The sequence below is a fragment of the Streptomyces sp. NPDC058632 genome (genome assembly GCF_042717095.1).
Taxonomy (GTDB): Bacteria; Actinomycetota; Actinomycetes; order Streptomycetales; family Streptomycetaceae; genus Streptomyces.
The window spans coordinates 1-22,580 of sequence record NZ_JBHXQZ010000118.1 but is presented as its reverse complement, the minus strand read 5'-3'; the positions used below and the strand labels follow the sequence as shown (position 1 = coordinate 22,580).

21 protein-coding genes and 1 pseudogene are annotated in these 22,580 nt (G+C 66.6%); 11 read left to right on the top strand and 11 right to left on the bottom strand.

The genetic code is table 11. From position 1 onward, the window contains the following. Positions 1-287: 287 nt before the first annotated feature. The 4 genes from ACFWVE_RS31295 to ACFWVE_RS31280 are packed head-to-tail and all read right to left on the bottom strand — an operon-like array spanning position 288 to position 3,297. Complete coding sequence (locus tag ACFWVE_RS31295) at positions 288-938, bottom strand: DJ-1/PfpI family protein (protein ID WP_384021360.1); 651 nt, start codon at positions 936-938, stop codon at positions 288-290. Between the two features lie 29 nt (positions 939-967). Next, positions 968-1,936: a GlxA family transcriptional regulator gene (locus ACFWVE_RS31290; RefSeq protein ID WP_384021356.1), complete on the bottom strand. Its 969-nt coding sequence runs from the start codon at positions 1,934-1,936 to the stop codon at positions 968-970. A gap of 13 nt (positions 1,937-1,949) precedes the next feature. Beyond that, positions 1,950-2,378: a hypothetical protein gene (locus tag ACFWVE_RS31285; RefSeq protein WP_384021352.1), complete on the bottom strand. Its 429-nt coding sequence runs from the start codon at positions 2,376-2,378 to the stop codon at positions 1,950-1,952. Next, a complete protein-coding gene (locus ACFWVE_RS31280) occupies positions 2,347-3,297 on the bottom strand; it encodes a DUF4158 domain-containing protein (RefSeq protein ID WP_384021366.1) in 951 nt (316 codons plus the stop codon). The genes ACFWVE_RS31285 and ACFWVE_RS31280 overlap by 32 nt, the downstream gene beginning before the upstream one ends. A 330-nt stretch (positions 3,298-3,627) precedes the next feature. Here ACFWVE_RS31280 and ACFWVE_RS31275 point away from each other — a divergent pair, with 330 nt between their 5' ends. The 3 genes from ACFWVE_RS31275 to ACFWVE_RS31265 are packed head-to-tail and all read left to right on the top strand — an operon-like array spanning position 3,628 to position 6,541. Beyond that, entirely contained in the window at positions 3,628-4,755 is a 1,128-nt protein-coding gene (locus tag ACFWVE_RS31275; protein ID WP_384021349.1) for a tyrosine-type recombinase/integrase, read from the top strand. After that, on the top strand, positions 4,755-5,081 hold the full coding sequence (locus tag ACFWVE_RS31270; RefSeq protein ID WP_384021347.1) for a helix-turn-helix domain-containing protein: 327 nt from the start codon (positions 4,755-4,757) through the stop codon (positions 5,079-5,081). Before ACFWVE_RS31275 ends, ACFWVE_RS31270 begins: the two co-directional genes overlap by 1 nt. Beyond that, positions 5,078-6,541 carry a hypothetical protein gene (locus ACFWVE_RS31265; protein ID WP_384021344.1) on the top strand — a complete coding sequence of 488 codons (1,464 nt, stop codon included), beginning with the start codon at positions 5,078-5,080 and terminating at the stop codon, positions 6,539-6,541. The genes ACFWVE_RS31270 and ACFWVE_RS31265 overlap by 4 nt, the downstream gene beginning before the upstream one ends. A gap of 31 nt (positions 6,542-6,572) precedes the next feature. Here ACFWVE_RS31265 and ACFWVE_RS31260 read toward each other — a convergent pair whose 3' ends face one another. Continuing rightward, positions 6,573-7,202 carry a TetR/AcrR family transcriptional regulator gene (locus tag ACFWVE_RS31260; protein WP_384021341.1) on the bottom strand — a complete coding sequence of 210 codons (630 nt, stop codon included), beginning with the start codon at positions 7,200-7,202 and terminating at the stop codon, positions 6,573-6,575. 107 nt (positions 7,203-7,309) lie between these two features. Between ACFWVE_RS31260 and ACFWVE_RS31255 the strand changes: the two genes are divergently transcribed. Together ACFWVE_RS31255 and ACFWVE_RS31250 are read left to right on the top strand one after the other, a co-directional pair. Next, on the top strand, positions 7,310-8,362 hold the full coding sequence (locus tag ACFWVE_RS31255; RefSeq protein WP_384021338.1) for an aldo/keto reductase: 1,053 nt from the start codon (positions 7,310-7,312) through the stop codon (positions 8,360-8,362). 412 nt (positions 8,363-8,774) lie between these two features. Then, a pseudogene (locus tag ACFWVE_RS31250) lies at positions 8,775-8,867 on the top strand (class A beta-lactamase); the annotation flags it as partial. A gap of 88 nt (positions 8,868-8,955) precedes the next feature. On the opposite strand, the gene ACFWVE_RS31245 reads toward ACFWVE_RS31250, so the two are convergent. Both ACFWVE_RS31245 and ACFWVE_RS31240 read right to left on the bottom strand, forming a co-directional pair. After that, positions 8,956-10,632 carry a multicopper oxidase family protein gene (locus ACFWVE_RS31245; RefSeq protein WP_384021335.1) on the bottom strand — a complete coding sequence of 559 codons (1,677 nt, stop codon included), beginning with the start codon at positions 10,630-10,632 and terminating at the stop codon, positions 8,956-8,958. 412 nt (positions 10,633-11,044) lie between these two features. Continuing rightward, positions 11,045-11,461 (bottom strand): DUF1761 domain-containing protein, encoded by a 417-nt coding sequence (locus ACFWVE_RS31240; protein ID WP_384021332.1) that lies wholly within the window; start codon positions 11,459-11,461, stop codon positions 11,045-11,047. A gap of 580 nt (positions 11,462-12,041) precedes the next feature. On the opposite strand from ACFWVE_RS31240, the gene ACFWVE_RS31235 reads away from it, so the two are divergent. Then, the gene (locus ACFWVE_RS31235; protein WP_384021329.1) at positions 12,042-13,220 is read left to right on the top strand and encodes a Cmx/CmrA family chloramphenicol efflux MFS transporter; all 1,179 of its coding nucleotides are present in this window, start codon (positions 12,042-12,044) and stop codon (positions 13,218-13,220) included. Positions 13,221-13,309: 89 nt separating this feature from the next. On the opposite strand, the gene ACFWVE_RS31230 is transcribed toward ACFWVE_RS31235, so the two are convergent. Both ACFWVE_RS31230 and ACFWVE_RS31225 read right to left on the bottom strand, forming a co-directional pair. Further along, positions 13,310-13,510: a DUF397 domain-containing protein gene (locus tag ACFWVE_RS31230; RefSeq protein WP_384021326.1), complete on the bottom strand. Its 201-nt coding sequence runs from the start codon at positions 13,508-13,510 to the stop codon at positions 13,310-13,312. Next, positions 13,511-14,356, bottom strand: coding sequence for a helix-turn-helix domain-containing protein (locus ACFWVE_RS31225; protein WP_384021322.1), 846 nt, complete (start codon positions 14,354-14,356; stop codon positions 13,511-13,513). It abuts the gene before it with no gap. A 216-nt stretch (positions 14,357-14,572) separates the two neighbouring features. On the opposite strand from ACFWVE_RS31225, the gene ACFWVE_RS31220 reads away from it, so the two are divergent. Continuing rightward, entirely contained in the window at positions 14,573-15,196 is a 624-nt protein-coding gene (locus tag ACFWVE_RS31220; RefSeq protein ID WP_384021319.1) for an ATP-binding protein, read from the top strand. 47 nt (positions 15,197-15,243) lie between these two features. Here the strand turns inward: ACFWVE_RS31220 and ACFWVE_RS31215 are convergent, their stop codons facing one another. Continuing rightward, the gene (locus ACFWVE_RS31215; RefSeq protein ID WP_384021316.1) at positions 15,244-16,116 is read right to left on the bottom strand and encodes a helix-turn-helix domain-containing protein; all 873 of its coding nucleotides are present in this window, start codon (positions 16,114-16,116) and stop codon (positions 15,244-15,246) included. A 297-nt stretch (positions 16,117-16,413) separates the two neighbouring features. Here ACFWVE_RS31215 and ACFWVE_RS31210 point away from each other — a divergent pair, with 297 nt between their 5' ends. The 4 genes from ACFWVE_RS31210 (at position 16,414) to ACFWVE_RS31195 (ending at position 21,954) form a co-directional block, all read left to right on the top strand. After that, entirely contained in the window at positions 16,414-17,142 is a 729-nt protein-coding gene (locus ACFWVE_RS31210) for a hypothetical protein (protein ID WP_384021313.1), read from the top strand. A 36-nt stretch (positions 17,143-17,178) separates the two neighbouring features. Then, the gene (locus tag ACFWVE_RS31205) at positions 17,179-18,615 is read left to right on the top strand and encodes a hypothetical protein (RefSeq protein WP_384021310.1); all 1,437 of its coding nucleotides are present in this window, start codon (positions 17,179-17,181) and stop codon (positions 18,613-18,615) included. Beyond that, positions 18,612-20,426: a DEAD/DEAH box helicase gene (locus ACFWVE_RS31200; protein WP_384021307.1), complete on the top strand. Its 1,815-nt coding sequence runs from the start codon at positions 18,612-18,614 to the stop codon at positions 20,424-20,426. The genes ACFWVE_RS31205 and ACFWVE_RS31200 overlap by 4 nt, the downstream gene beginning before the upstream one ends. Positions 20,427-20,604: 178 nt before the next feature. Further along, positions 20,605-21,954: a DNA cytosine methyltransferase gene (locus ACFWVE_RS31195; RefSeq protein ID WP_384021304.1), complete on the top strand. Its 1,350-nt coding sequence runs from the start codon at positions 20,605-20,607 to the stop codon at positions 21,952-21,954. Here ACFWVE_RS31195 and ACFWVE_RS31190 read toward each other — a convergent pair. Next, entirely contained in the window at positions 21,886-22,278 is a 393-nt protein-coding gene (locus ACFWVE_RS31190) for a very short patch repair endonuclease (protein WP_384021363.1), read from the bottom strand. The two genes, ACFWVE_RS31195 and ACFWVE_RS31190, sit on opposite strands and share 69 nt — an antisense overlap. Positions 22,279-22,580 lie beyond the last annotated feature (302 nt).

The following is a 22,580-nucleotide window of genomic DNA, read 5'->3' as shown; positions in this document are numbered from 1 at the left end:
CGCGGTGTACGACGAGGGCGGGCGGACAGGGGCACCAACCGGGCGCGCGGCAGCCGGAGCGCGCCCCCGCTTCCGAGTTCGGTCACCGGTTCGATGGTCACGCCCGCCCCGCCCTCCCGGCACTGGCGCAGTAAATGCGTACACCTCGCCCTGACGGCCGGAATGCCCCGCCGCAGGTCGAGATGATCACGGTAGGGGTCTGCCGCAGTAAATCCGGCATTTACTGCGGCAACATCCTGCCGGACCGCCGACGAGCGGAAGTCCGATAAGCCGACACTTGCCCGTAGCTATACGGACGCGGGCCGGGCAGTACGGCGCGGGCGTTCCGCCAGGTAGTTCTTCGCTTCCTGGGACGCCTTGGCATATGAGCCGGAGTCGAAGGGCGGTTGAGGGTCATACTCGATGGCGAGTTGGAACGCCTCGGCGGCTACCCGTCCCGCGATGAGTTCAGCAAGCCGCAGTGCCATGTCGATGCCCGAAGAAACCCCGGCGGCGGTGACAATGCCGCCGGTCTGTTCCACAACGCGACGCTCTGTGTAGGTGGCGCCGTACGACTCCAGGGTGTCGACAGCCCCCCAGTGAGTGGTGGCCTCCAGCCCGTCGAGCAGGCCGGCTGCGCCGAGCAGCAAAGATCCGGTGCACACCGACGTGGTCCACGTGGTGGTGGCGTGGATACGACGGATCCAGCCGAGCAGCGACTCGTCGGCGAGGCTGCGACGTGCGCCCGGACCACCGGGCACCACCAGGACGTCGGCTTCCACGACGTCCTGGAAGGAGGCCGTGGCGAGGAGGACGAGATGGCCCTCGCCGTCCGTGCAAGGGCCTGGAGCGTTGGCGGCGAAGACGATGTCGGATTCCGGCAGCATGCGAAGGATCTCGTACGGGCCGACAACGTCGAGCGCGGTGAATCCGTCGAAGAGCGGGATGGCGATACGCATAAGTGCCTTTCGGCGGTTGGTCACCGCCGTCAGACAGCGGTGGTGTGCGCGGAGAAATACTTGCGGTACGCGCCGGGGGTGACCTGGAGCGACCGCTTGAAACTGCGGTGCAGGGTCTCGACGGTTCGGAAGCCGCAGGCGTGCGCCACCGATTCCAGGGTGGCGGAGGTGCTCTCCAGGAGCCGTCTTGCGGCCTCGATACGGGCGCTCTCGACGTACGCGGCGGGGGTATGGCCGGTCTCCGCACGGAAGACGCGGGTGAAGTGTCGTTCGCTCATCGCGGCACGTGCCGCGAGGGCGGGCACGCCAAGGTCGCAGTCGGGGTGGTCGGCGATCCAGTCGAGGATGCCGCGCACGGGTGCCCGCTCCGGGCGCTGGGCGGCGAGTTGGGCGCTGAATTGCGCCTGCCCTCCAGGACGTTGGACGAACATCACCATCTGGCGGGCGATAGCGCGGGAAATCTCGGGCCCGTGGTCGTCTTCGGTCATGGCGAGCGCGAGGTCCATCCCTGCAGTGATACCGGCCGAGGTCCACACCTCACCGTCGCGGACGAAGATCGGGTCGGGGTCGACCGTGACCTGCGGATACAGCTCGGCGAGTTGGTCGCAGCGCGACCAATGAGTGACAGCGCGCCGCCCGTCGAGTAGCCCGGCGGCGCCCAGCAGGAAGGCGCCGCTACACACTGAGGCAGTACGGCGCGCACGGTGAGCGGTCCGGGCGAACCAGTCGACGAAGCGTCCGTCCTCGCAAGCCCGGTGGATACCCCTGCCGCCCACGGCGATGAGCGTGTCCACCGGCCCAGCAGCCTCATCGATCGTCAGGGTTGGGGAGACCGCGAGACCGCCGCTGGAGGGCACTGGACCGGCCGCGGCAGCCACAGTTTCGAGGACGACGCCTCCGGTGAGACGTCCCGCCTGTGTGAATACCTCATGAGGTCCGGTCAGGTCGAGGATCTGGAAATCCGGAAAGACGGCGAAGACGATGCGTCGGATGCTCACTCATCCATCGTGGTCACATCCTCCAATGGCAGCAAGGACACGGATATGACGATTCCCGCCACTGGTGGTGAGCGGAGACCTTCTCGATCTGCTCGTACTGCTTCGCGAAGCCACCGAAGCCCTCCACCGCGCGGGTGACCGTGCCGAACCCGCCGACCTGCACCACCTGTGCCTTCACCAGGGAGAGGACCGCCTGGGAGACCCTGCCCTCCAGCCGCGCCGCGACCTCGTCCACCGACGCCTCCTCGTCCAGACCCTCCAGGGCCTGGCGGGCTTCGGCGGTCATGGCCGCGGCCTTCGTGAGCGCCTCCTGGGCCGGGCCGCCCTCGTCGATGTGCTTGAGCACGGTGCGGTAGTTCCCGATCAGGGACTCGACGATCTCCCGCTCGGCGAGCCGGATCTCCTCCAGCTCAGCCTTGGCCTTCTTGATCTTCGTCGCCACACGCTTGCAGAACATCGTCGCCAGGTCGTCCCGCACCCGCATCCGCGTCTTGTGCGTCAGGGCCGCGACCAGCGCGATGCGCTTGACGGGGGACGAAGTCCCGCAGCTCCGAGGCATCCGCCGCGTCCGTCTCCCCGGCGAAGTCGGTGACCCTCCCCGCGGCGACCCCCTCCATCCACACATCGGTGTCGCCCAGCTCGTCCAGCCATTCCAGACGCTTGGTCAGGTTCTTGAAGTGCGACCAGGTCGGGCCCTTGGCGGGCTTCTTCAGCCGGTTGAACAGCGTCGTCCCGTCGCTGTCACGGTCCTCCAGCAGCCGCATGAGCCCCGCCCGCTGAGCAGCGCTCATGCGGTCGTGGATACCCGCGCAGATCGAGGCGTTCACCTCGGTGCGGATCTTCGAGGCCATCTTGTCGAAGGTCGAGAACCCGGGCAGCTCCAGCCCGGCCTCCACCACCTTCTCCAGCGCGATGCTGATCAGATCCGCCGGGCGGTTCTTCGCCGCGGCCTCCTTACGGATCGACTGCTCGACGATGCCCCGGGCCTTGGCCTGGTCATACGTCACGCCGGCCTGCTTGCGGACCAGGCCCCGGTGGTGCTTGGCGGTCCGCTCCGCCCGGTACACCGGCAGCGTGCCCTCCGGCAGCTCCACCGCCCGCCGGACGAAGTCCACCACCATCTCCGGGACGTCCTCCAGCGTCGGGAAGCACCCCATACGCCGGTACGACTTCAGCATCAGCAGCAGCGCCAGCAGATGCTCATCGCAGTCTGTGGCATCGGCCGCCCACTCCAGCTCATCGCGACTCGGGGAGAAGAACAGATGCGGCTCATGCGCGGTGATCAGCCGTTTGAACCGCGGATACGCGGTCCGTTCAATCGATGTCACAACCCACCCCGGGCCCCAGACGACGCTCAACATCACCACCAACGACACTGAGCCGAATGGGTGACGGGCGACGGACGCTCAGGGCTTCAAGGTCATCCCGTTGCCCCTTTGGCGCGCATCTCGGAACCGGCGCGAATCGCATCTGATGCGAAGTGGACGCTTCTTGGGCCGCGTTGGTCGATCGGGCATAAGGAAGCCGCTGATCAGTGATTTGAGGGTTCATCGTGTGCCTGACGAGACGGTAGCGGACAGGCTGTGTCCGTGTCGTTCCGCTTCACACGATCGGATGGCTGACCTGCCGTTCCACTCCGGGCTTCGCGTCTGATGCGAGATTCTCGCGCCGGACGCGATCTACGGAGCGTGATGAATTTGGTGGGTAAGGACGGGGCGACGCCTGGGGTCGCGCGGCTGCACCTGGCCGACGGAGTGCCGCTGCCGCGGCCGGAGGAGCAGGTCTTCGAGGCGATGTTGGACGGCCGGCGCAACCAGCGACTGGCGCGGAACCTCGTGCTGTCGACCATCAACGGTCGGGAGCGGAAGGTGCGGGCGTTCGCCGCGCACGCGGATGCCTTTCCGTGGAGCTGGTCCTCGATGCTGGCGGACGAGTGGTTCGGTGACCTGCGGGCGGTCCGTGGCTGCGTCCGCTCGACGCTGCGCGGCTACCAGGTGGCGGTGCGTCTGTTCTGCGACTACGCCGCCGACCCGGCCTACGGCTGGGCGGCGGAGTGTGAGCGCCGCTTCGGCACCCATCCGATCCAGGTGTGTCACGAGTGGAATACCGCCGTGCACATGCAGGAGTGCGAGGCAGAGGCCCCGAAACGGGCCTTCACCCGGGATGAGTTACAGGCATTCTTCGACCACGCCGACGACGAGGTGAGCCGGGTCCGCGGACGCGGCCGCAAGGGCTGGCTGCCCGCTTTCCGCGACGCGATGCTCCTCAAGACTGCGTACGCCTACGGGCTGCGGCGCAACGAGACGCGAATGCTGGACACGGCCGACTTCGGCCGCAACCCCGAAGGGGCGGAGTTCGGCGAGTACGGCGTCTGCTACGTCCGCCACGGCAAGGCGAAGAAGGGCTCGCCCCCGAAGCGCCGCAGCGTGCTGACCGTGTGGGAGTGGTCGGCCGAGATCGTCGACCAGTGGATCAGCGAGGTGAGGCCCGCGATGCGGCACGCTGACGGGCCCGCCCTATGGCCGTCCGAACGCGGCCGGCGGGTCGGACTGCAACGGCTGGACTCCCGCTTCGCCGCCTACCGCGACGACCTCAGCTTGGACCCGGTCCTGGATTTCCACTCGCTGCGAAGGTCATACGTCACCCACCTGATCGAGGACGGCTGGGATCCGCTGTTCGTGCAACAGCAGGTCGGCCACGATCACGCGTCCACCACCTCCATCTACACCTGCGTGTCTTCCGACTTCCGCACCCGCACCCTGCGTCGCGCCCTGGACGCCACGGTCGAGGCCGCGCTCAAGCCTGCGAGGAGGGCCTGATGAAACGCCAGGTCAGCTACCAGTGGCGTCTGCGCGAGAAGATGGCCGCCACCGGGATGTTCACCACCAGCGAGCTCGCTCCGCCGCTTGCCGAGCGCGGCATCAACCTCTCCCTCTCGCAGGTCCATCGCCTGGTTACCGGCACTCCCGAGCGGCTGTCCCTGCCGGTGCTGGCCGCGCTCTGCGACATCTTCGACTGCACCCCAACCGATCTGATCGCCACCAAGGCGGAGAACGCCGTCATCCGCAAGGTCGCCACCGGCGACGCAGTCGTCGACCTGTCGGCCGTCCGTCCCAAGCGCGCCCGCATCCGGCCCGAAGGATGAGCCGCACCCGCGTCCGCGTCGAGGACCTGTTCTGCGCGCGATGCCGCCGGGCCGTCCGACTCGGGGCAGCCCACTGGCCCGAGGGTTACATCTGCGCGGGCTGCTACGCCCAGGCCCTGGAGACCTACGGAACCTGCACTGGCTGCGGTGTCGAACGGCTCACCCCGGGCCTCGCACCGGACAGTGGCAGGCTCTGCACGGACTGTGCCGGTGGCCTCGGCGACTTCACCTGCGAACGGTGCGGCCAGGAAGCACGACGCTACCGCCGCGGAATCTGCGGCCGATGCGTCCTGGCCGAGCGCCTCCACGAACTCCTCGACGACGGCACCGGCCACATCCGGCCCGAACTCCTCCCACTGTTCGACACGCTCCGACAGATGAAACGCCCCTGGGGCGGGCCGACCTGGACCAGCCAGCCGCACGTCCAGCAGAACCTGCAGGCCCTGGCCCGCAACCAAGTCCCACTCACCCACGAGGGACTGAGCCAGCTCACGCCGTGGCGATCGGTCGCCTACCTGCGCGACCTGCTCATGCAGTGCGGCGTCCTGCCGCCGGCCGACCGGCATCTGCTGCTGTTCCAGCGGTGGCTCGCCGAGAAACTGCCTACTGTCAGCGACCCCGAGCACCGCAAGGTCCTGGAGCTCTTCGCCACCCGGCACATCCAACGCTGCCTCCGCACCCTGGCCGGCCGTGGCCCGCTCACCAGCAGCCAGACCCAGCAGGCCCGCAACAAGCTCTACCTTGCAATCAACTTCCTCGACCACCTCGCCCAGCGTGGACGAGCCCTCGCCAACTGCACCCAGACTGATGTCGACACCTGGTACGCAGGCGGCTACACCGCCCGGCGCCTCACCCACTCCTTCCTCCGCTGGGCCATGCAGTCCAAGCACATGCCGACCGTCACCATCCCGCACCGCTCGACGGCGAATCCCGCTCCGATCACCCAGCACCAACGGCTCGCGCTGCTGCGACAGCTCGTGAACCGCGACGACATCCCGCTCCAGGACCGCGTGGCCGCCGTCCTTGTCCTCCTCTACGCCCAGCCGCTTACGCGGATCACCAGACTCAGCAGCGACGACGTCCAGCACGAGGACGGCAAAGTCCTCGTCCGACTCGGCGACCCACCGTCGCCCGTTCCCGCCTCGTTCGACGGAATGCTGCTCAACTACCTGGGGCAGCGACCGAACACCAAGACCGCGACCAACCTCGAAGCCCGATGGCTCTTCCCCGGCCGCCGGGCCGGACAGCCCATGACCCCGGAAGCCATTGCACCTCGGCTCCGCCAACTGGGCTTCCCGGCCCGGCCAGGACGCACAGCGGCGATCCGCCAACTCGTCCTCCAAGCCCCGGCCCCGGTGATCGCCCGGATGCTCGGCTACAACGACGACCACACCACCCGGCTCGCCGAAGAGGCCGGAGGAACCTGGAAACGTTATGCCCCCGGAGATCACGCACGGTGACCCGGGCTCAGCGACGGATGCGGGAAGCCGGTCACGCACGACCTTCGTTGCCCCGCAGGTACGCTCCCGCACGCGCTGCAGCCACTGCGGCCCCGGCGGCCTGGTCTGCGGCGGCTTCGTCGAGGCGGTCGCTGCTGGTCAGCAGGCGGTAGTAGAGGGGGGCGGAGACAGCACGGATCACCTCGTGGACATCGGTGCCCTCGGGCACCTCGCCCCGGTCGACGGCCTGTTGAACGCAGGGTGCCCACTCCTTGACGCGGATGTCGTAGAAGCGGTGCAGGGCCTCGGCTGTCTTCGCCTCGCAGGTGGCGGCGGCGATCACTGCTTTGAACAGCGCTCCTTGCCGCGGGTCGGCCAAGGTGCGCTGCACGAGCCGGGCGTTGGCCTTGAGATCACCAAGCAGCGAGCCGGTCTCGGTACGCGGCAGTGACTGCTCGGCCATGTCCAGCAGCAAATCGGCCACCAGGCTGGTCACCGTTCCCCAGCGGCGGTAGACGGTGGTCTTGCCCACCTCGGCACGGCGCGCGATATCGGAGAGGTCCAGATGGGCAAAGCCATGTTCCGCCAAGGCGTCCCCAGCCGCCTGCAGCACCGCCGACCGCACCCGCGCCGTGCGCCCTCCAGGACGGACGGTCCCCGGATCCGCACCCTCAAACCTCATAACGGGACTCCAGTTTCGTTAATCACTCGCGCCTGCTACGTTGAGACACCACGCTAACGGAACTCCAAGCCCATTAGTTAAGTACGGGCGACGAGAGAGGAACAGTCATGGAATACAGGCGGCTGGGCGCATCCGGCCTCAAGGTCCCTGCACTGAGTTTCGGCGCCGGCACCTTCGGCGGCCAAGGGCCGCTGTTCGGTGCCTGGGGCAACACCGATGCGCACGAAGCACGCCGTCTCGTGGACATCTGCCTCGATGCCGGGATCACGATGTTCGACACCGCCGACGTCTACTCCAGCGGGGCCTCCGAGGAGGTGCTGGGCGAAGCGATCAAAGGCCGCAGGGACCAGGTGATCGTATCCACCAAGACCAGCCTGCCGATGGGCGAAGGCCCAGGCGATGCGGGCTCCTCTCGTTCGCGCCTGATCACCGCATGCGAGGACGCCCTGCGCCGGCTCGGCACCGACTACATCGACCTGTTCCAGCTGCACGCCTTTGACGCCGGCACGCCGATCGAGGAAGTCCTGTCCACACTCGACGATCTCGTACGAGCAGGGAAGGTCCGCTACCTCGGCATCTCCAACTTCTCCGGCTGGCAGGCGATGAAGTCCCTCGCGAGCGCGGAGAGGTACGGCCACCCGCGGTACATCGCACATCAGGTCTACTACTCCCTCATCGGCCGCGACTACGAATGGGAGTTGATGCCCCTCGGGCTCGATCAGGGCCTCGGAGCCCTCGTCTGGAGCCCCCTCGGCTGGGGACGGCTCACAGGCAAAGTCCGCCGCGGCCAGCCGCTACCGGCCAACAGTCGACTGCACCACACCGCGGACTACGGCCCGCCGGTGGAGGACGAACACCTCTACCGCGTGGTCGAGGCCCTCGACGAGATCGTGCAGGAGACCGGCAAAAGCATTCCGCAGATCGCCATCAACTGGCTGCTGCAGCGACCGACCGTCTCCTCCGTCATCATCGGCGCCCGCGATGAGAACCAGCTTCGCCAGAACCTCGGTGCCGTCGGCTGGACGCTCACGCCCGACCAGATGGCGAAACTCGATGCGGCGAGCGGCAAGACAGCGCCCTACCCGTACTTCCCTTACCAGCGCCAGGAAGGCTTCGCCCGCCTCAACCCACCAGCTGTCGTGCCTCCGCCCGCTGCATGACATCCGCGTCAACGCCGCGCGTCCCAGACTCGGACTGGGGGGCTGCCTCGCTCAACGCCTGCCCGGGCCTGGACAGCTGCGGTGACAGCCTCTCCGCCTGTCCGTCAACTTGTCGGCACGACCACAGACGGTCACCAGGGAACCTCCTGCAGAGAGGAATACGCGACAGCCGAATACGCGAGGTCGCCAGTGTCACACCCCGAGGAAAGGCTGATCCCGGCCACTGCACGGAAGCACTCGTCCCGGCGCAGGGTGCTCGCCCGGGGAGCCGGGGCGGCGCTGGTCACCGCCCTGTCCGCGAGCGCAGGCGCCCACACCTCGACACGCGACGGCGACAGCACCGGCGACGGCACAGGCGTCGGCAACGGCGGCAGCGAGACCGTGCGCCGGCCGAGAGACCTCGAACAGCGAGCTGGGAGGACCCGCCGCGAACACCCGGTTCTGCCGCTCGATCGGGGACAGGACGACGCGGCTCGACCGGTGGGAGCCCGATCTGAACTCCGCGCAGGGCCGGTGCCCCGCCACGGACGCCGGACCACGGTCTCATTCGACGCGGGCGCGAGCCTGCGCGTGCCCGCCGGGCAGCGCCGTCGTCATTTCTGGTAGCCGAGGATGGTCATCATGCCGGATTCGGAGTGGTACTGGTTGTGGCAGTGGAGCATCCACAGGCCCGGGTTGTCGGCGTTGAAGTCGACGACGAGTTTGCGGTGCGGCAGCACCAGGGCGGTGTCCTTGCGGGCTCCGGCCGCATCGGTGCCGGTGAGGGCGAAGGTGTGGCCGTGCAGATGCATGGGGTGCCACATGTCGGTGGCGTTGGTGAAGGTCAGGCGGACCCGTTCTCCCTCGCGGACCGGGTGGCGTTGTTCGATGGAGTAGGGCCGACCGTCGAGGCTCCAGTTGAACTGCTTCATGTTGCCGGTCAGTCTGAAGCTCAGCTCGCGGTCCGGGGTGCGGTCGCAGAGGGCTACGGATTCGTCCGGCACGAGCCGTTCGGCCGGCACGAGCCGACCGTCGAGCTCCTCCGGATGCGCGGAGCATCCGGGGAAGCCTCCGCTGCCGGTGCGCAGGACTGCCAGGGCCCTCGCGTTCTTGCCTTCGGCGAGCGCGACCAGCGGGAACACCCCGTCCTTGGCGGTGACGAGCACGTCGTAGCGTTCGGCCATGCCCAGCAGCAGCGCGTCCGTCCGGGTGTGCTCGACCGGGTAGCCGTCCGTGTGCGTCACGGTCATCTCGTGGCCGCCGAGTGCGACCCGGAACGCCGTGTCGCCCCCGGCGTTGATGATCCGCAACCGGATCCGGTCCCCGGGGCAGGCCCGGAAAACCGAAGCGGCTTTCGGGAGGCGGCCGTTGATCAGATAGTGCGGGTAGTCGACATGACCGCCCGCGCTGTGCAGCACGCGGCTGTGCCCCTTGTGCAGGACGCGGGAGGGGCCGGCGGGCTTACGGAGGGCGGGGGCCGAGTGCTGCGCACCGGCGGACATGTCGTGGCCGGAACCGTCGAGTGCGGTGCCCTCGCCCATGTCCATCAGGACACTCCTGCCGTTGTGCAACTGCGTGAGCACACCGTCCGGAGTGGAGCCGTCCACGCCGTCCAGCCAGTCGTCCAGGACGACGACCCACTCCTTGTCGTAGCACAACGGTTCCCTGGGGTCCTCGACGATCAGCGGGGCGTACAGGCCGCGGTCGAGCTGCATTCCCGAGTGTGAATGCAGCCAGTACGTGCCCGGATGCGGCACGGCGAAGCGGTAGGTGAAGTCCGCGCCGGGCTTGACGGAGCGCTGGGTCAGGCCCGGGACGCCGTCCATGTCGCAGCGCAGACGGATACCGTGCGAGTGCAGCGTCGTCTCCGCGGGCAGGTGGTTGACGAGCGTGAGACTCAGAAGGTCGCCCGCCGTGACCCGGATCTCCCTGCCGGGCAGCATGTCGCCGTACGCCCATGACCTGACGGCCTGTCCGCCCAGGTCGAGGGACGTCTCGGTGGCAGTCAGCACGACCGTGCGCAGGGGGCCGGACCCGCGTTCCTTCTCGGCGGCGACGACCTCGGGATCGGACGGGTTCACGTACCCCTTGGGCCCCTTGGGAACGAAACCACCGCCGGGCAGGCCGGGGCCCCCGGCCGCCGGGCGGGTGCCGGTTCCGGAGGACGAACCGGACGCAGGGTGGGGGCCGGACCCGGAGCGCGAGCCGGGTCCGGAACAGGCGGCCAGGGCTCCCGAGCCGATGGCCGTGATCGAGGCACCGAGCAAGGTGCGCCGCGTAGGTGAGTGCATGACTGAATAACACATGTCTTATAGTCATATATGTCGGAAATAGGTCGGCGCGTCTCACAATTCGCCCGCGTCGCCCAACGGGGCTCCCGCCGGAACTCCGTGGGAAGGCAGCCGACGGGAGGACGGGTGGCGTGCTCCGCCGCCGGTGCCGGTGGCCGCCGCGTGCACCCTGACCGCGACCTGACGGCCGGCCCGTTCTCCCGGCACACCGCGGTACGGCCGGGCCACCCCGACCGGCGCGGTGCCGCACCGCCGCTGGTGCCGCACCGCCGCTGGTCCCGCCGCGGCAACGCCCCGAACCCATCGGCCGCGAACTCCGGCAACTCGCCCCAAAGCCGTTCCGCCTCCCCCGGCCCCACACCCGGGAGGGCGCCCACCACCAGGCGAGATCACCCGAGGTGATGAAGCGCTGTCAGCGCATCGCGACCAGGACGACGCTGTTGAGCACGCTCGTGATCACGAAGAACGGCGCGTTGAGGATGCCGTAGTAGAGCGGGCGCGGAAAGTTCGGGTTGATGGCGATCTGGAAGGTCATCGCGCCGAGGTAACCGACGCCGACGAGGAGCCCGAACACCACGGCGTCCCCGATGCCCGTGATGCCGAGTGCCTCGACGAGTACGGCACTGGTCAGGACGGTGACGAGGAGGCACACCAGCGGACCCGCCGTGGTGACCGCCGTCGGTGCGGGCGCCGGCGCGCCCTCGCGGCCGAGGGCGACCGCGTACGGCTTGGCGATCACGACCGCGAACCACACGCCGGCGAGCAGGAACGACGCCACGGCCGCGATCGCGACGGCCGGCCAGTTGATGTCGGCGAGAACGGAGAACACGCGCAGACTCCTTGCGGACGAGCGGCCCCTGTGGCCGCCGAGGGCAAGAGTCTCCGTGGTGCAGAGGACAGGTTGTGTCCGCTTCTCCTGGGAAGCGGAAGCGGAAGCGGAAGAGGGAGCGGAAGCGGGAGCGGAAGCGGGGTTGATCAGCGGCCCGAGCCATCCGGTGCCGACACGGAGTCCGGGCACCGGCGCTGTGCGCCTTCGGACGGACGCCGGCACAAGGGCCGCCGTCGGCGCCACCACAACGATCGCCGTCGGCGGCTACGCGGCGACGGTCTCCATCACGCGATGAACGGGACACCCCTCAACTGTTGTGGGACGACATGACGTTGATGACACAGCCCAGTGCCGGTGAAACCGAGGTGCCCCGGCGGGCATCGGTCGGGTAGCGTGCGAGCCATGTCGAGTCCTGAGTCGGACGAGGTGGGGGCTTTCGGTCACGCCGTCAGCCCCCTGAACCACTGAGCTCGTAGCTCTGTCGTCGCGCCGCATTCCGCGGTGGGACGAATCTGCCCCCGGGGCTGGCCGCGGTGACGAGATGACCTTCTCGTACTTCTCCTCACCTCGGAGCCACTCGATGCCTTTCCCGTTGTACCTGCTTGCCATGGCGGTCTTCGCCATGGGCACCTCGGAGTTCATGCTCGCCGGTCTCCTGCCGGACATCGCCTCTGATTTCGGCGTCACCGTCGGGACAGCGGGCACGCTCACCTCGGCCTTCGCGATCGGCATGATCGTCGGCGCCCCCCTTGTGGCCGCGCTCGCCCGCGACTGGCCCAGGCGCTCCAGCCTTCTCGGGTTCACCCTCGCTTTCGCGGTGGCTCACGCCGTGGGCGCCACCACCACGAGCTTCCCGGTCCTGTTCGCCACCCGGGTCGTCGCCGCGCTCGCGAACGCGGGGTTCCTTGCCGTGGCTCTGACGGCTGCCGCCACGCTGGTCCCGCCCGACAGGAAGGGACGCGCGCTGGCCGTGCTGCTGTCAGGCACGACGGTGGCCACGATCGCCGGTGTCCCCGGCGGGTCGGTACTCGGCGCACTGCTCGGCTGGCGGTCCACCTTCTGGGCCGTCGCCGCACTCTGCCTGCCCGCGGCTCTCGGCATCCTGAAGGGAATCCCCACGGGACGTGGGCGGGAGGAGATGGCCGGCGGGCCGGCCCTGCGAGCGGAGCTCGCCCAGCTCACCAGGCCGCCGTTGCTCCTGGTGATGCTGCTCGGCGCACTGGTGAACGCGGCGACCTTCGCAAGCTTCACCTTCCTCGCCCCCGTCGTGACCGGCACCGCCGGACTGGGCGAGCTGTGGATCTCTGTCGCCCTGGTGCTCTTCGGCATCGGTGCTTTCACCGGGGTCACCGTCGCCGGCCGACTGTCCGACCGGCGTCCCGGTATGGTCATCGGGGTCGGCGGTCCGCTGCTGCTCATCGGCTGGCCGGCCCTGGCGGTGCTGGCCGACGAGCCGGTCGCCCTGCTCACCCTCGTGTTCGTCCAGGGCGTGCTGTCGTTCGCGCTGGGCAGCACGCTGATCACCCGGGTCCTCTACGAGGCCGCGGGAGCCCCCACCATGGCCGGCTCCTACGCGACCGCGGCACTCAACGCCGGCGCCGCCGTCGGCCCCCTCGTCGCCGCGACCACCCTCGGCACCGCGGCCGGGGACCTCGGGCCGCTGTGGGCAAGCGGACTCCTGGTCGCCGTCGCGCTGTCCATCGCCTTCCCCCTCCGCACGGTGATCGCAGCCGACCGAAGCACCGAGGTGCTCCAGTGACGCATGCGAACGCCCCCTTGACCATCGAGGGACACCAACGGCTCGCCGAACGCTGCCGCACCCCGGCACAACGGCATGGCCAGCAACACCTAGCTCTGTCCCAACGCGTCCACGAAATGGCGCCATGCCTTGGCGTGAATCGGGACTACGGGACCGTCTGCGTCTTTCGAGTCACGTATGAGTACGCCGCACCTCGCGTGCGCGCACTCCACGCACTCAGTGGCGTTGCCGCCGCTGTGTGACGACTTGAACCACTTCGGCTCGATGGCGGGCTGACGGCCAGCGGACATTCACAGCTCCTTGCGCGCGCGATGGATCAGGGCGGAGGAAGCCTCCATGTCCAACGCTTGTGCGCGGAGGTACTCGAACGCAAGTCTGTATCGCTCCAGTTCCTCTTCCTGCTCCAGGAAGAGCGAACCGGTGTGGAAGTCGACGTAGACCACGTCGAGAGCCGACTCGGTGCCCCCGAGAATCACGAAGCTGCCGAGCGCTGCGGAGTGGGCGCCTTTGGAGAACGGCAGGATCTGGAGCGTGATGTGTGGGGACTCGTTGGACTCAAGTAGCCGGTCCAGCTGCTCCTTCATCGCCTCCGGCGACCCGACGACCCGGCGGATCACGGACTCGTCGAGAATCGCCCACAGGCGGGGCGGCTTCGGCCGGGTGAGGATCTCCTGCCGCTTCATGCGGATGTCCACCAGCCGCTCGATTTCGGCCGGCTTCAGAGGGATCTCGTTGGCCTTCTGCAGGGCGGTGCTGTAGGCGCGGGTCTGGAGGAGGCCGGGGACGTAGACGCAGGAGAAGTGGTCCTCACGTACGGCCTCGTCCTCCAGCGTGAGCAGCAGGTTCATGCTCTCTGGGATGGAGTCAGCGAACGAACTCCACCAGCCTTGCTGCTTGGCGTCCTTGGCCAGCCGTACGACAGCCTCCCGCTCGGCGTCCGCTGCTTCGTACTCACGGCACAGCGCGTCGACGACGATCCACTTCACCGGACCCGCCTGGGTCTCGTACCGGCTGACCGTTGCCTTCGATACGCCGACCAGCCGCCCGGCTTCCTCAAGGGTCATCCCTTTGCGGGCGCGCAACTTGCGCAGTGTCGCGCCTAGTTGCCGACGGCGCGTGGTGGCTCTGACGGGCATGGGGCTCCTCTGTGCGTAACCCCAGGCAGCTGCTCGGGGCCTGAACAGGCTAGGCAGCGCGGCGGCTCGCTCACTACGGAATTCACCCGATAGAGATTCATGAGAAGTTACACAGTGAGAGTTCTCTGTGTCATTCTCGCATCCAGACCGCTACGCAATGCAGCCGTACGGATACGGCAGGCGCAGCATGAGCGTGGCTGGGAGGGAGGAATGCCCATGCCTGGTATCGATGCCGGGAGCCGTCGGCACCGCTGCGTCCTGCCCTTTGCCGCGTTGCCGGCAGAGGTGCAGCTGCTGCGGAGGATCGTTGCCGCGCAGCTCGACCAGTGGGGTGTGCCCGTGGCCGGCGATGAGGCGGGGCTTCTTGTCACGGAACTGGCGACGAACGTCATCAAGCACGTCGGTGAGGGCACATTGGCCACTCTGATCCTGGAGTGGAAGTGCGATCGGCTGCGCGTCGAGATGCACGACAAGAGCCACGCGCTGCCTGCCGTGCGCGGCGCCGACTGCGACGCGGAGTGCGGCCGGGGTCTGCATCTTCTCGCCGCCATGGCTGCGGACTGGGGAACCGTCGTCACGGCGCTCGGCAAGACGGTCTGGTGTGAGATCGAGCTGGGCCCCGAGGCCGCGTGCCGCCGTGTGGAGCGTGCCGTCGAGACCCTGGAGAGCTACCAGGGGCACGGCGGTGTCGTCTTGGAAGGCCGGCGGCGCGAATCGGCGCTGGAGGAGTCGGCGATCGAGCTGATCGCCGACTTGCTGCACTGGACCTCCGCGCGCGGTCTGGACCCGGATGACGTGCTGGACCGGGCTCAGATGCACTACGAGGCCGACGCAGCCTAGAACGTGCAGGTGGCCCAGCTCGGCTGCTCTCTTAATCGCGCCGACGCTTACCTCAGTGCCGCCTGCAGTATCGCGCCGGCGTCATCGGCTGATCCCTGCTCGTGCAGGGTCAGTGCCACATGCAGCACATCTTGATCCCCCTGGTCGCGGCCATAGACATGAATCAAGTTGTTGGCGAGCTCGTCATGCTGCTGCTGACGTAGAAGCAGTAGTACCCCAGCTGTCTCCAGCGGATTGAGGATTTCTGCGGAGCGCCGCAACAAGCTGAGTGCGGCTCCTGCCCGGCCGTCGGCGTCCAGTTTTCCTGCCTGCAGGGCCAGGTTGCGTACGGCGGCAACATCTTTCCGCATCCGCTGCCGGTCCCCCCTTCGGCGGGGGACCGGCAGCGGACCCGACGCCGCACGGGCTGCCAGACGTGCCCGCAAGCCGGCTCTGACGGCCCTGAGCTCTTCGACTGCCATACGAAGAACTGTGACTTCGTCACGCAGCGGCCTCAGCTTTGCGACTTCTTGCCGGAGTGCCGCACGCTCGGACTCCGCCACCCGCAGCTGTTCAGCGAGAGCGTCTACCTCGGCGGTCAGTTCCTCGTCGCCCCGGCAACGCCGTTCCGTTTCCGCTTCCTTGTGCAGCGAAATCAGCGCGTTGAGGGGCACGCTGACGAGGTGCTTGCCGCCAGCGTCCTGACAGGCCTCCCTGTGTAGGTCCTTGACTGTTGCCAGGTCTGGCATGGATTGTCCGCTCAAATATCTGGACAAAGAGCTCTCGCCGCAATGAATGCGGCGGGCGGCTTTTGCCTGCGTTAGTCGCTTTCCAGATGATCTGGCCGCTTCGTCCGGACGCAGGTATCGGCAGAGCAGTTGCAAGGCCGTGGCAAGATTCCGCATGTGTGGGCGCACGTTGCCGCGGAACTCCTTGTCCATCCAGGTGGCACTGCTTGCTGTAACCCCGTTACGCGCCACGTCGTTCTTCTCCGTTCTCGTTGCCGATGGGCCGTCAACCTCGCGTGTCTGCCGCCATTGTGCCCGGTGTCGCAGGGGCTGTTCTTGCTAATTCCTGAGCAAGCGTTCTAGGGCTAGACACCCATTCGGGCCGTAGTGGAAGACTGTGAGACTGCTGGGAACCGCCAGATAGTGGGGGGCGTATTCCACTTGCATGCCGTTTGTTCTTGATGTGCGCATTCAAGGCGGTATGTGATGTGAGCAATCCGGAGGCGCTGGATGACGCTGCCGTCGTGGCAGGAGAAGATGGATGGAAACCGGAAGGTTGGAAGCATGGCGCGTGCCGCGCTGTGGCTTCTGACCGAGGTGGGGGAAGGCAAGATTTTCACGAAGGCCGAGCTGCGCTCTGCCTTCCCTGACGTCGCGCAGATCGACCGGCGGATCAGGGACCTGCGCGACCGCGGCTGGCGTATCGACACGAGCCGTGATGACCCCTCGCTCAAGCAGGAGGAGCAGCGGTTCGTCTCCCAGGGCGCCAAGGTCTGGATCCCGGGACAGGCGAAGGCGCCCAAGCACAAGAACAGCCTGACGCCGGCCCAGCGGCAGAAGGTGTTCGAGGCGGACAGCTACCTCTGCCGGTCGTGTGGCATCGCGGTCGGCGAGGAGTACGGGGACGAGGACGGCGTCACTCAGTCCGTACTGAACATCGCCCGCCGCAAGGTGCTGTTGGCCGATGGGTCGGAGGAGTACCAGTTCGTCACCGAGTGCAAGCGGTGCGGTTCTGGAAGCGCTGACCGCGAGGTGAACCTGGGTGCGCTGCTTGAGCACATGGAGAACTTGTCCTCGATGGAGCGGCGGATCTTGGGCGGCTGGATCGCCGCTGACCGGCGGGCGCCGGAGCCGATCGACAAGATCTGGGGCCTCTACCGGACCCTGCCCGAAGAGACCCGTAAGGCTGTTGCCAGCGCGCTCGACGACGCCGGCGTGCCTGACGGCCTGGACGACTGAGCAGAGAACAGCGAAGACAGAGGGATGGGGAAGACAATGCTGCGGGAGTTCCCGCCGCCGCCGCGCGCGGCTGAGTTCAGTGAACTGATCAAGAAGAAGGTCCAGGAGGCCAAGGCAGCCGGCGGAACGAGGGAAACCGTCAGGGTCGACTGGAATGAGCAGCAGGCGCACGTGGAAGTGGTCGATCTTCCGCTCAGCGGGCTGTACCTCAACCCAGGCACACACAGGATTCGCGCCCAGCGCAGCCACAACGCGAACTCCGACGAAGCGCTCGACAAGGATCCCTGGGCCCTGGACAGCCAGAAGTACCTCACGTTCCTCCTGCAGGCTTCGCCCACTGATCCCAACCTGCGCGATCCCGACTTTGACAAGCTCAAGGAGAGCTTGGAGCAGTTCGGGCAGAACGACCCTGGGCTCGTGACGCACCTGGGCGTGCTGGTGAACGGCAACACGCGGGCGGTGGCGCTGCGGGAGCTAGGCGTGCAGACGATGCGCGTGGGGGTGCTGCCCCCGTCGTTCACCTGGGCCGACTTCAACGCGGTCGAGCTGTCGCTCCAGCTGCGCATGGACCACCGTCGTGATTACACCTACATCAACCGGCTCCTCGCCATGGAAGAACAGGCATCGCTGGGCAGGACGCCTGAGCAGATCGCCAAGGACTTCCGCATCCAGGTGAAGACGTACCACCAGGAGCGCTGGATCCTCAGCACGATCAAGGAGCTGATCGACCGCAGCAAGAGCGGCGGTGGCGTGGCGCTGCGGCTCGTCGACTGGGAAGGGGCCCAGGAGAGGCTCAAGGAGCTGCACCGGTTGTACGTGAAGTTGGAGAGTGTCGACCGCGACCAGGCAGAGATTCTCAAGGAATGGCGGCTGGCGGCGATTCTGCTCGACTTCTCCAAGACGGACGTCAGGCACATCGACGAAATCTTCCTGAAGGAGGACTACCTGACCCAGACGCTCCCCGCTCCCCTCCGGACCGAGGCCTCTGGCACGAGGGGTGAGGACGCTGTGTCTATCCCCGGGTTGGGACTGACGGTTCCGGGAGCTTCCTCGGCCGTCTTGGAAGCTCGGGCGTTTAACGATCAGCTCCTTAGGGCTGCCGCTGCTGTGCGGAGTACTGGAGAAGGCCTGGCCGACAGCGATAAGGAGAAGGAGCAGATCGTTCTCGACGGCGCGAAGAAGGCGTTCGACGAGGCGATCGAGGCCGCAGGACGCAGCGCACGGCTGCGTAAGCGCAAGCAGCTCGCGCCGGCCCGGCTGGCAGAGGCAAGCGCGAGCATCGACCAGTGCCTGATGGATCTGGTGCAGGCCCGCACGTCGCGCAGTCTGGATGAGGAGGCCTTCGACGAAGCGGTCCTGAAGCTGCGTAGCAGCCTGCGCAAGCTGGCCCAGCAGGCCGGCCGAGGTCTGCCCACTCCTGGTGACGGGGTGGCCTGGCTGCTCAAGGCTGTGTCCTCGGATGATCCGCGGTGACGGATTTGACCGGAACCTCTCTGCGTCTCGGGTTCGACGAAACGCGGACCCGGGTCATCCTGAGGACCACTGACGAACACCGTCAGGACCTCGTCCAGCTGGCTGCCCGTTTCCGTACGGGCGGTCAGCTGGACCCCCTCAGCGCATCGGTTGCACTCGACGAACTTCTGGCTAATTTGGGAGCGCTCAGCGGATGGCCGCATCACGCTGGTGTTGAGTGGGCTCCGGAACTGCGTAACCTCGTGGCCGGCGTTGTGCAGGACGCCAACATCGTTAAGGCGCGGCTCGCGGGTACGGAGCCGCAGGGCGAGGTCACTCCGGACCAGGTGCTGAACCTGCTGGGGAACACCTGGCAGGCGGAACTCAATGAGTTCCAGCGGCGGGACATCGCGAAGCTGCTGTCGTTGCAGCACGGGGCGAATTTCAGCGTGCCGGGTGCGGGCAAGACTCGGGTGGGTCTGGCGGTGTATGCCGCACAGAAGGAGCAGGGGAAGGTGAGCCGACTTCTGGTGGTCTGCCCGAAGTCGGCGTACGAGTCCTGGCGGTATGAGACGGCAGTGTGTCTCAGATACCCACTGCGCACGCACGTGCTCGACGGGTCGATGGACCAGTGGGCCGAGGTGCTGATTGTGAACTACGAGCGGCTGGACCGTTCACTCTCCAGGCTCGCCGGTTGGCTGAAGGCCGGCTCCTCCATGATCATTCTTGATGAGGCGCACAGGATGAAGCTTGGCGCTCGTGGTACGTACGGTGCCGCGTGCATGGCGCTGGGGCCTCTTGCGGCACGGCGGATGATCCTTACGGGTACGCCAGCCCCGAACGGCTCCAAGGACCTGGAGAACCTGCTGGGCTTCGTCTGGCCGGGCCATGGGCAGCGCACGGTGGTCCAGGCAGTGGCAGGGGGCGACCTTGCCTACGCCAGCTCCGTGCTGCGACCTTTGTTCACCAGGACGACCAAGCAGGAGCTGGGTCTGCCGCCTATGCGGCTGAGGATGCGATACGTCGACATGCCGCCTCTGCACAAGGAGATCTACGCCTCATTGGTAGGCGGCATGAGTAACGGCACGGCGAGGGACGATCTCAGCTCGCTGGGTAAGACGGCGCTCAGGCTGCTGATGGCGGCGACGAGCCCGGCGCTGCTGCTGGAGGGCGGTAGCCGGTATGAGCCTTTGGTGTACCAGTTGCCACCGCTAGACATTCCACAGGGCAGCTCTCTGTACTCACTGATGCAGACTTTGCCGGACTACGAGCTGTCGCCGAAGTACAAAGAGGCGGTGACGATCGTCGCCGAAAACGCTGCTCAGGGTCGCAAGACGCTGGTCTGGACGACGTTTGTCCGGAGCCTGACGACTCTGGAACGGATGCTGGAGAAGTACGGTCCCGCTGTGGTCTACGGAGGCACAGTGGACCGGGAGGAGCAACTGCGCCGATTCCGCGAGGACCCGAGCTGCATGGTGCTGATCTCCAACCCCGCGACGCTCGGGGAAGGTATCAGCCTCCATCATGTCTGCCACGACGCTGTGTATGTCGATCGAGACTTCATGGCGGGGCGCTTCCTGCAGAGCCTTGACCGGATTCATCGTCTTGGACTGGCACCCGACACGGACACCAGGGTCACGGTTCTTGCAGCGCGGGACACTGTCGACGAGGTGGTGGAGATACGTCTCGACCAGAAGTTGGAGTTCATGGGCCGCATCCTGGACGACCCCACTGTGCAGCAGCTCGCTGACCTGGAAGAAGAACCGTCGGTGGCGGCAGGGCTGGCACCGAGCGATATTGACGCCTTGCTCCGGCACATGGGTACTAGGTAGGTTCTGTTCTTTGGTTTCCCGGCCCGGCTTGATCTGGCTGGGCCGGGTTCGGCCAGGCTCAGCCAGCAGGCCTGGACCCCGTGAGGATGCGGAGTGGGAGACTCTTGGTGTCAAGAGATCATGGTTGCCCATGGTCTCTTGACTGAACACCCCATGAGCCACACCAGGAGGAGCGCCCATGCGCGCCAGCGGCCGTAAGCGTCCGCAGTTCGCCTCGCCACTGACCTCGATCGAGATCTGCGCGGGGGCCGGCGGGCAAGCCGTTGGACTGCACAATGCCGGCTTTGACCACCGGGCCCTCGTTGAGTGGGATCCCCATGCCGTTCAGACACTGAGTGCGAACGTGGCGGGTTGGCCTGGATGGGATGCTGAGCGGGCTGACAGTCTCCGTCCCATGGACGTCAAGGAATTCCTGAAGTCTAAAGAATATAAAAAACTTGGCCTGGAGCCGAAAGAGCTCGACCTGCTCGCTGGAGGTGTTCCGTGCCCGCCATTTTCGCTGGCTGGAAAACAACTCGGCAAGGATGATGAGCGTGACCTTTTTCCGGCCGCTCTGGAGATCATTGAAGCCCTCCGCCCTAAGGCTGTCATGATCGAGAACGTCCGTGGAATATTGGAACCTCCGGAGGTATTCATTGAATACCGTGCCGAGATCCTGAAGGATCTCAAAAGTATTGGTTATTCTGTTCCTTTGGTGGAGGACGGTTGGACTCCGGCGCGTCAGGATCTAGAGATGAGGAAGGTCTGGCGCAGATTGAACGCGAAGGACTTTGGCGTTCCGCAATTGCGTCCTAGGGCAATTCTTGTTGCTGTTCATGAAGACTACCTGTCGGGCGATGGGTCGGAGTTCTCCTGGCCGGTTCGTCTGGACGAAGGCGATGTCACTGTGGCGCAGGCGCTTGCAGAGACGATGGAGGAGCGTTGCAGGGAATTCTGGGACAAAAATAAGTGGGGCAAGTCAGCCACCCCGGAGGAAAGAGCAGGCGAGCAGGTCTTTCTGGACTGGCTGGACAATGCAGAGAAGGCCGCGGCCGCAGGTCGGGGCGTGGCGCCGACTCTCGTGGGCGGGTCAAGGAAGCATGGTGGAGCTGACCTTGGCCCCACCCGAGCCAAGCGGGCTTGGGAGGCTTTGGGTGTGAATGCTATGGGTGTCGCCAACGACCCGGACGCATGCGACCCCGAACGCGACCTCTTCCGGGAGGCTGGGCCCATGCTGACGGTGGAACAAACCGCCATCATTCAAGGGTTCCCTCGCGGCTGGAAATTCCAGGGGAAGAAGACGGCCCGATATCGTCAAGTGGGGAATGCCTTCCCGCCTCCGGTGGCCGAGGCTGTCGGGAGGGCGATTGCGGCTGTTCTGCGTCCGGAACATCGGGAAGAGCTACTGGAAGGTTATTTCATGGATGCGGGCCGGGGGGTTCCGCAGCTAGATGCCGCCGAGCAGCTAGAGATCTCTATGTCAGAACCCAGGCGTCCCCGTGCGCCGCAAAAGAACGGTGTCAGTGATCTTCTGAGAGCAGGAGTCTGACGGCTCGTGCTCCCAGAAGCGGAGCACGAGCCAACCGGCTTCGCGTAGCCTCCGGTCAGTGTCCCGGTCGCGCTCGACGTTGCGCAGTATTTTTTCCGACCAGTATCCAGAATTCGTCTTGGGTGGTACGTAATGCTCCGGGCAGCCGTGCCAGTAACAGCCATCGATGAAGACCGCTACCTTAGTTGGGCGGAATACCATATCTGCCGTCCGGCGAAGATCTGGCAGGGGGCGTGCAGCGACGCGGTAGCGCAACCCCTGGGCGTGGACCAGCCGCCGAATCAGTTTTTCGGGCTGAGTGTCACGGCTGCGAATCGCTTGCATATTGCGGCGACGGGCCGCAGACGAAGCCCACGAACCCTCCGGGGCCTTCCAGGTGAGATCTTCATCTTCTGACACACCAAAGAGGGTAATCCGAGCACGGTCAGGCGTGCATACGGCCTGTTCAGGGCGTGTCTGCATTCGACCGCAGGTTCTCCCCGACGCGCTGGCTTGTGTTTCCGGGACCTGGTGTTATCACTCTGAGTTAGCACTCCAGCCGTAGTTCGTGATCTTCATTCCTGAGTGGCTTGTCGTCGGTAGTGGCTGGCTTGGGATCGGGCCTGGTGGCGGCGCCGGCAGTTCGA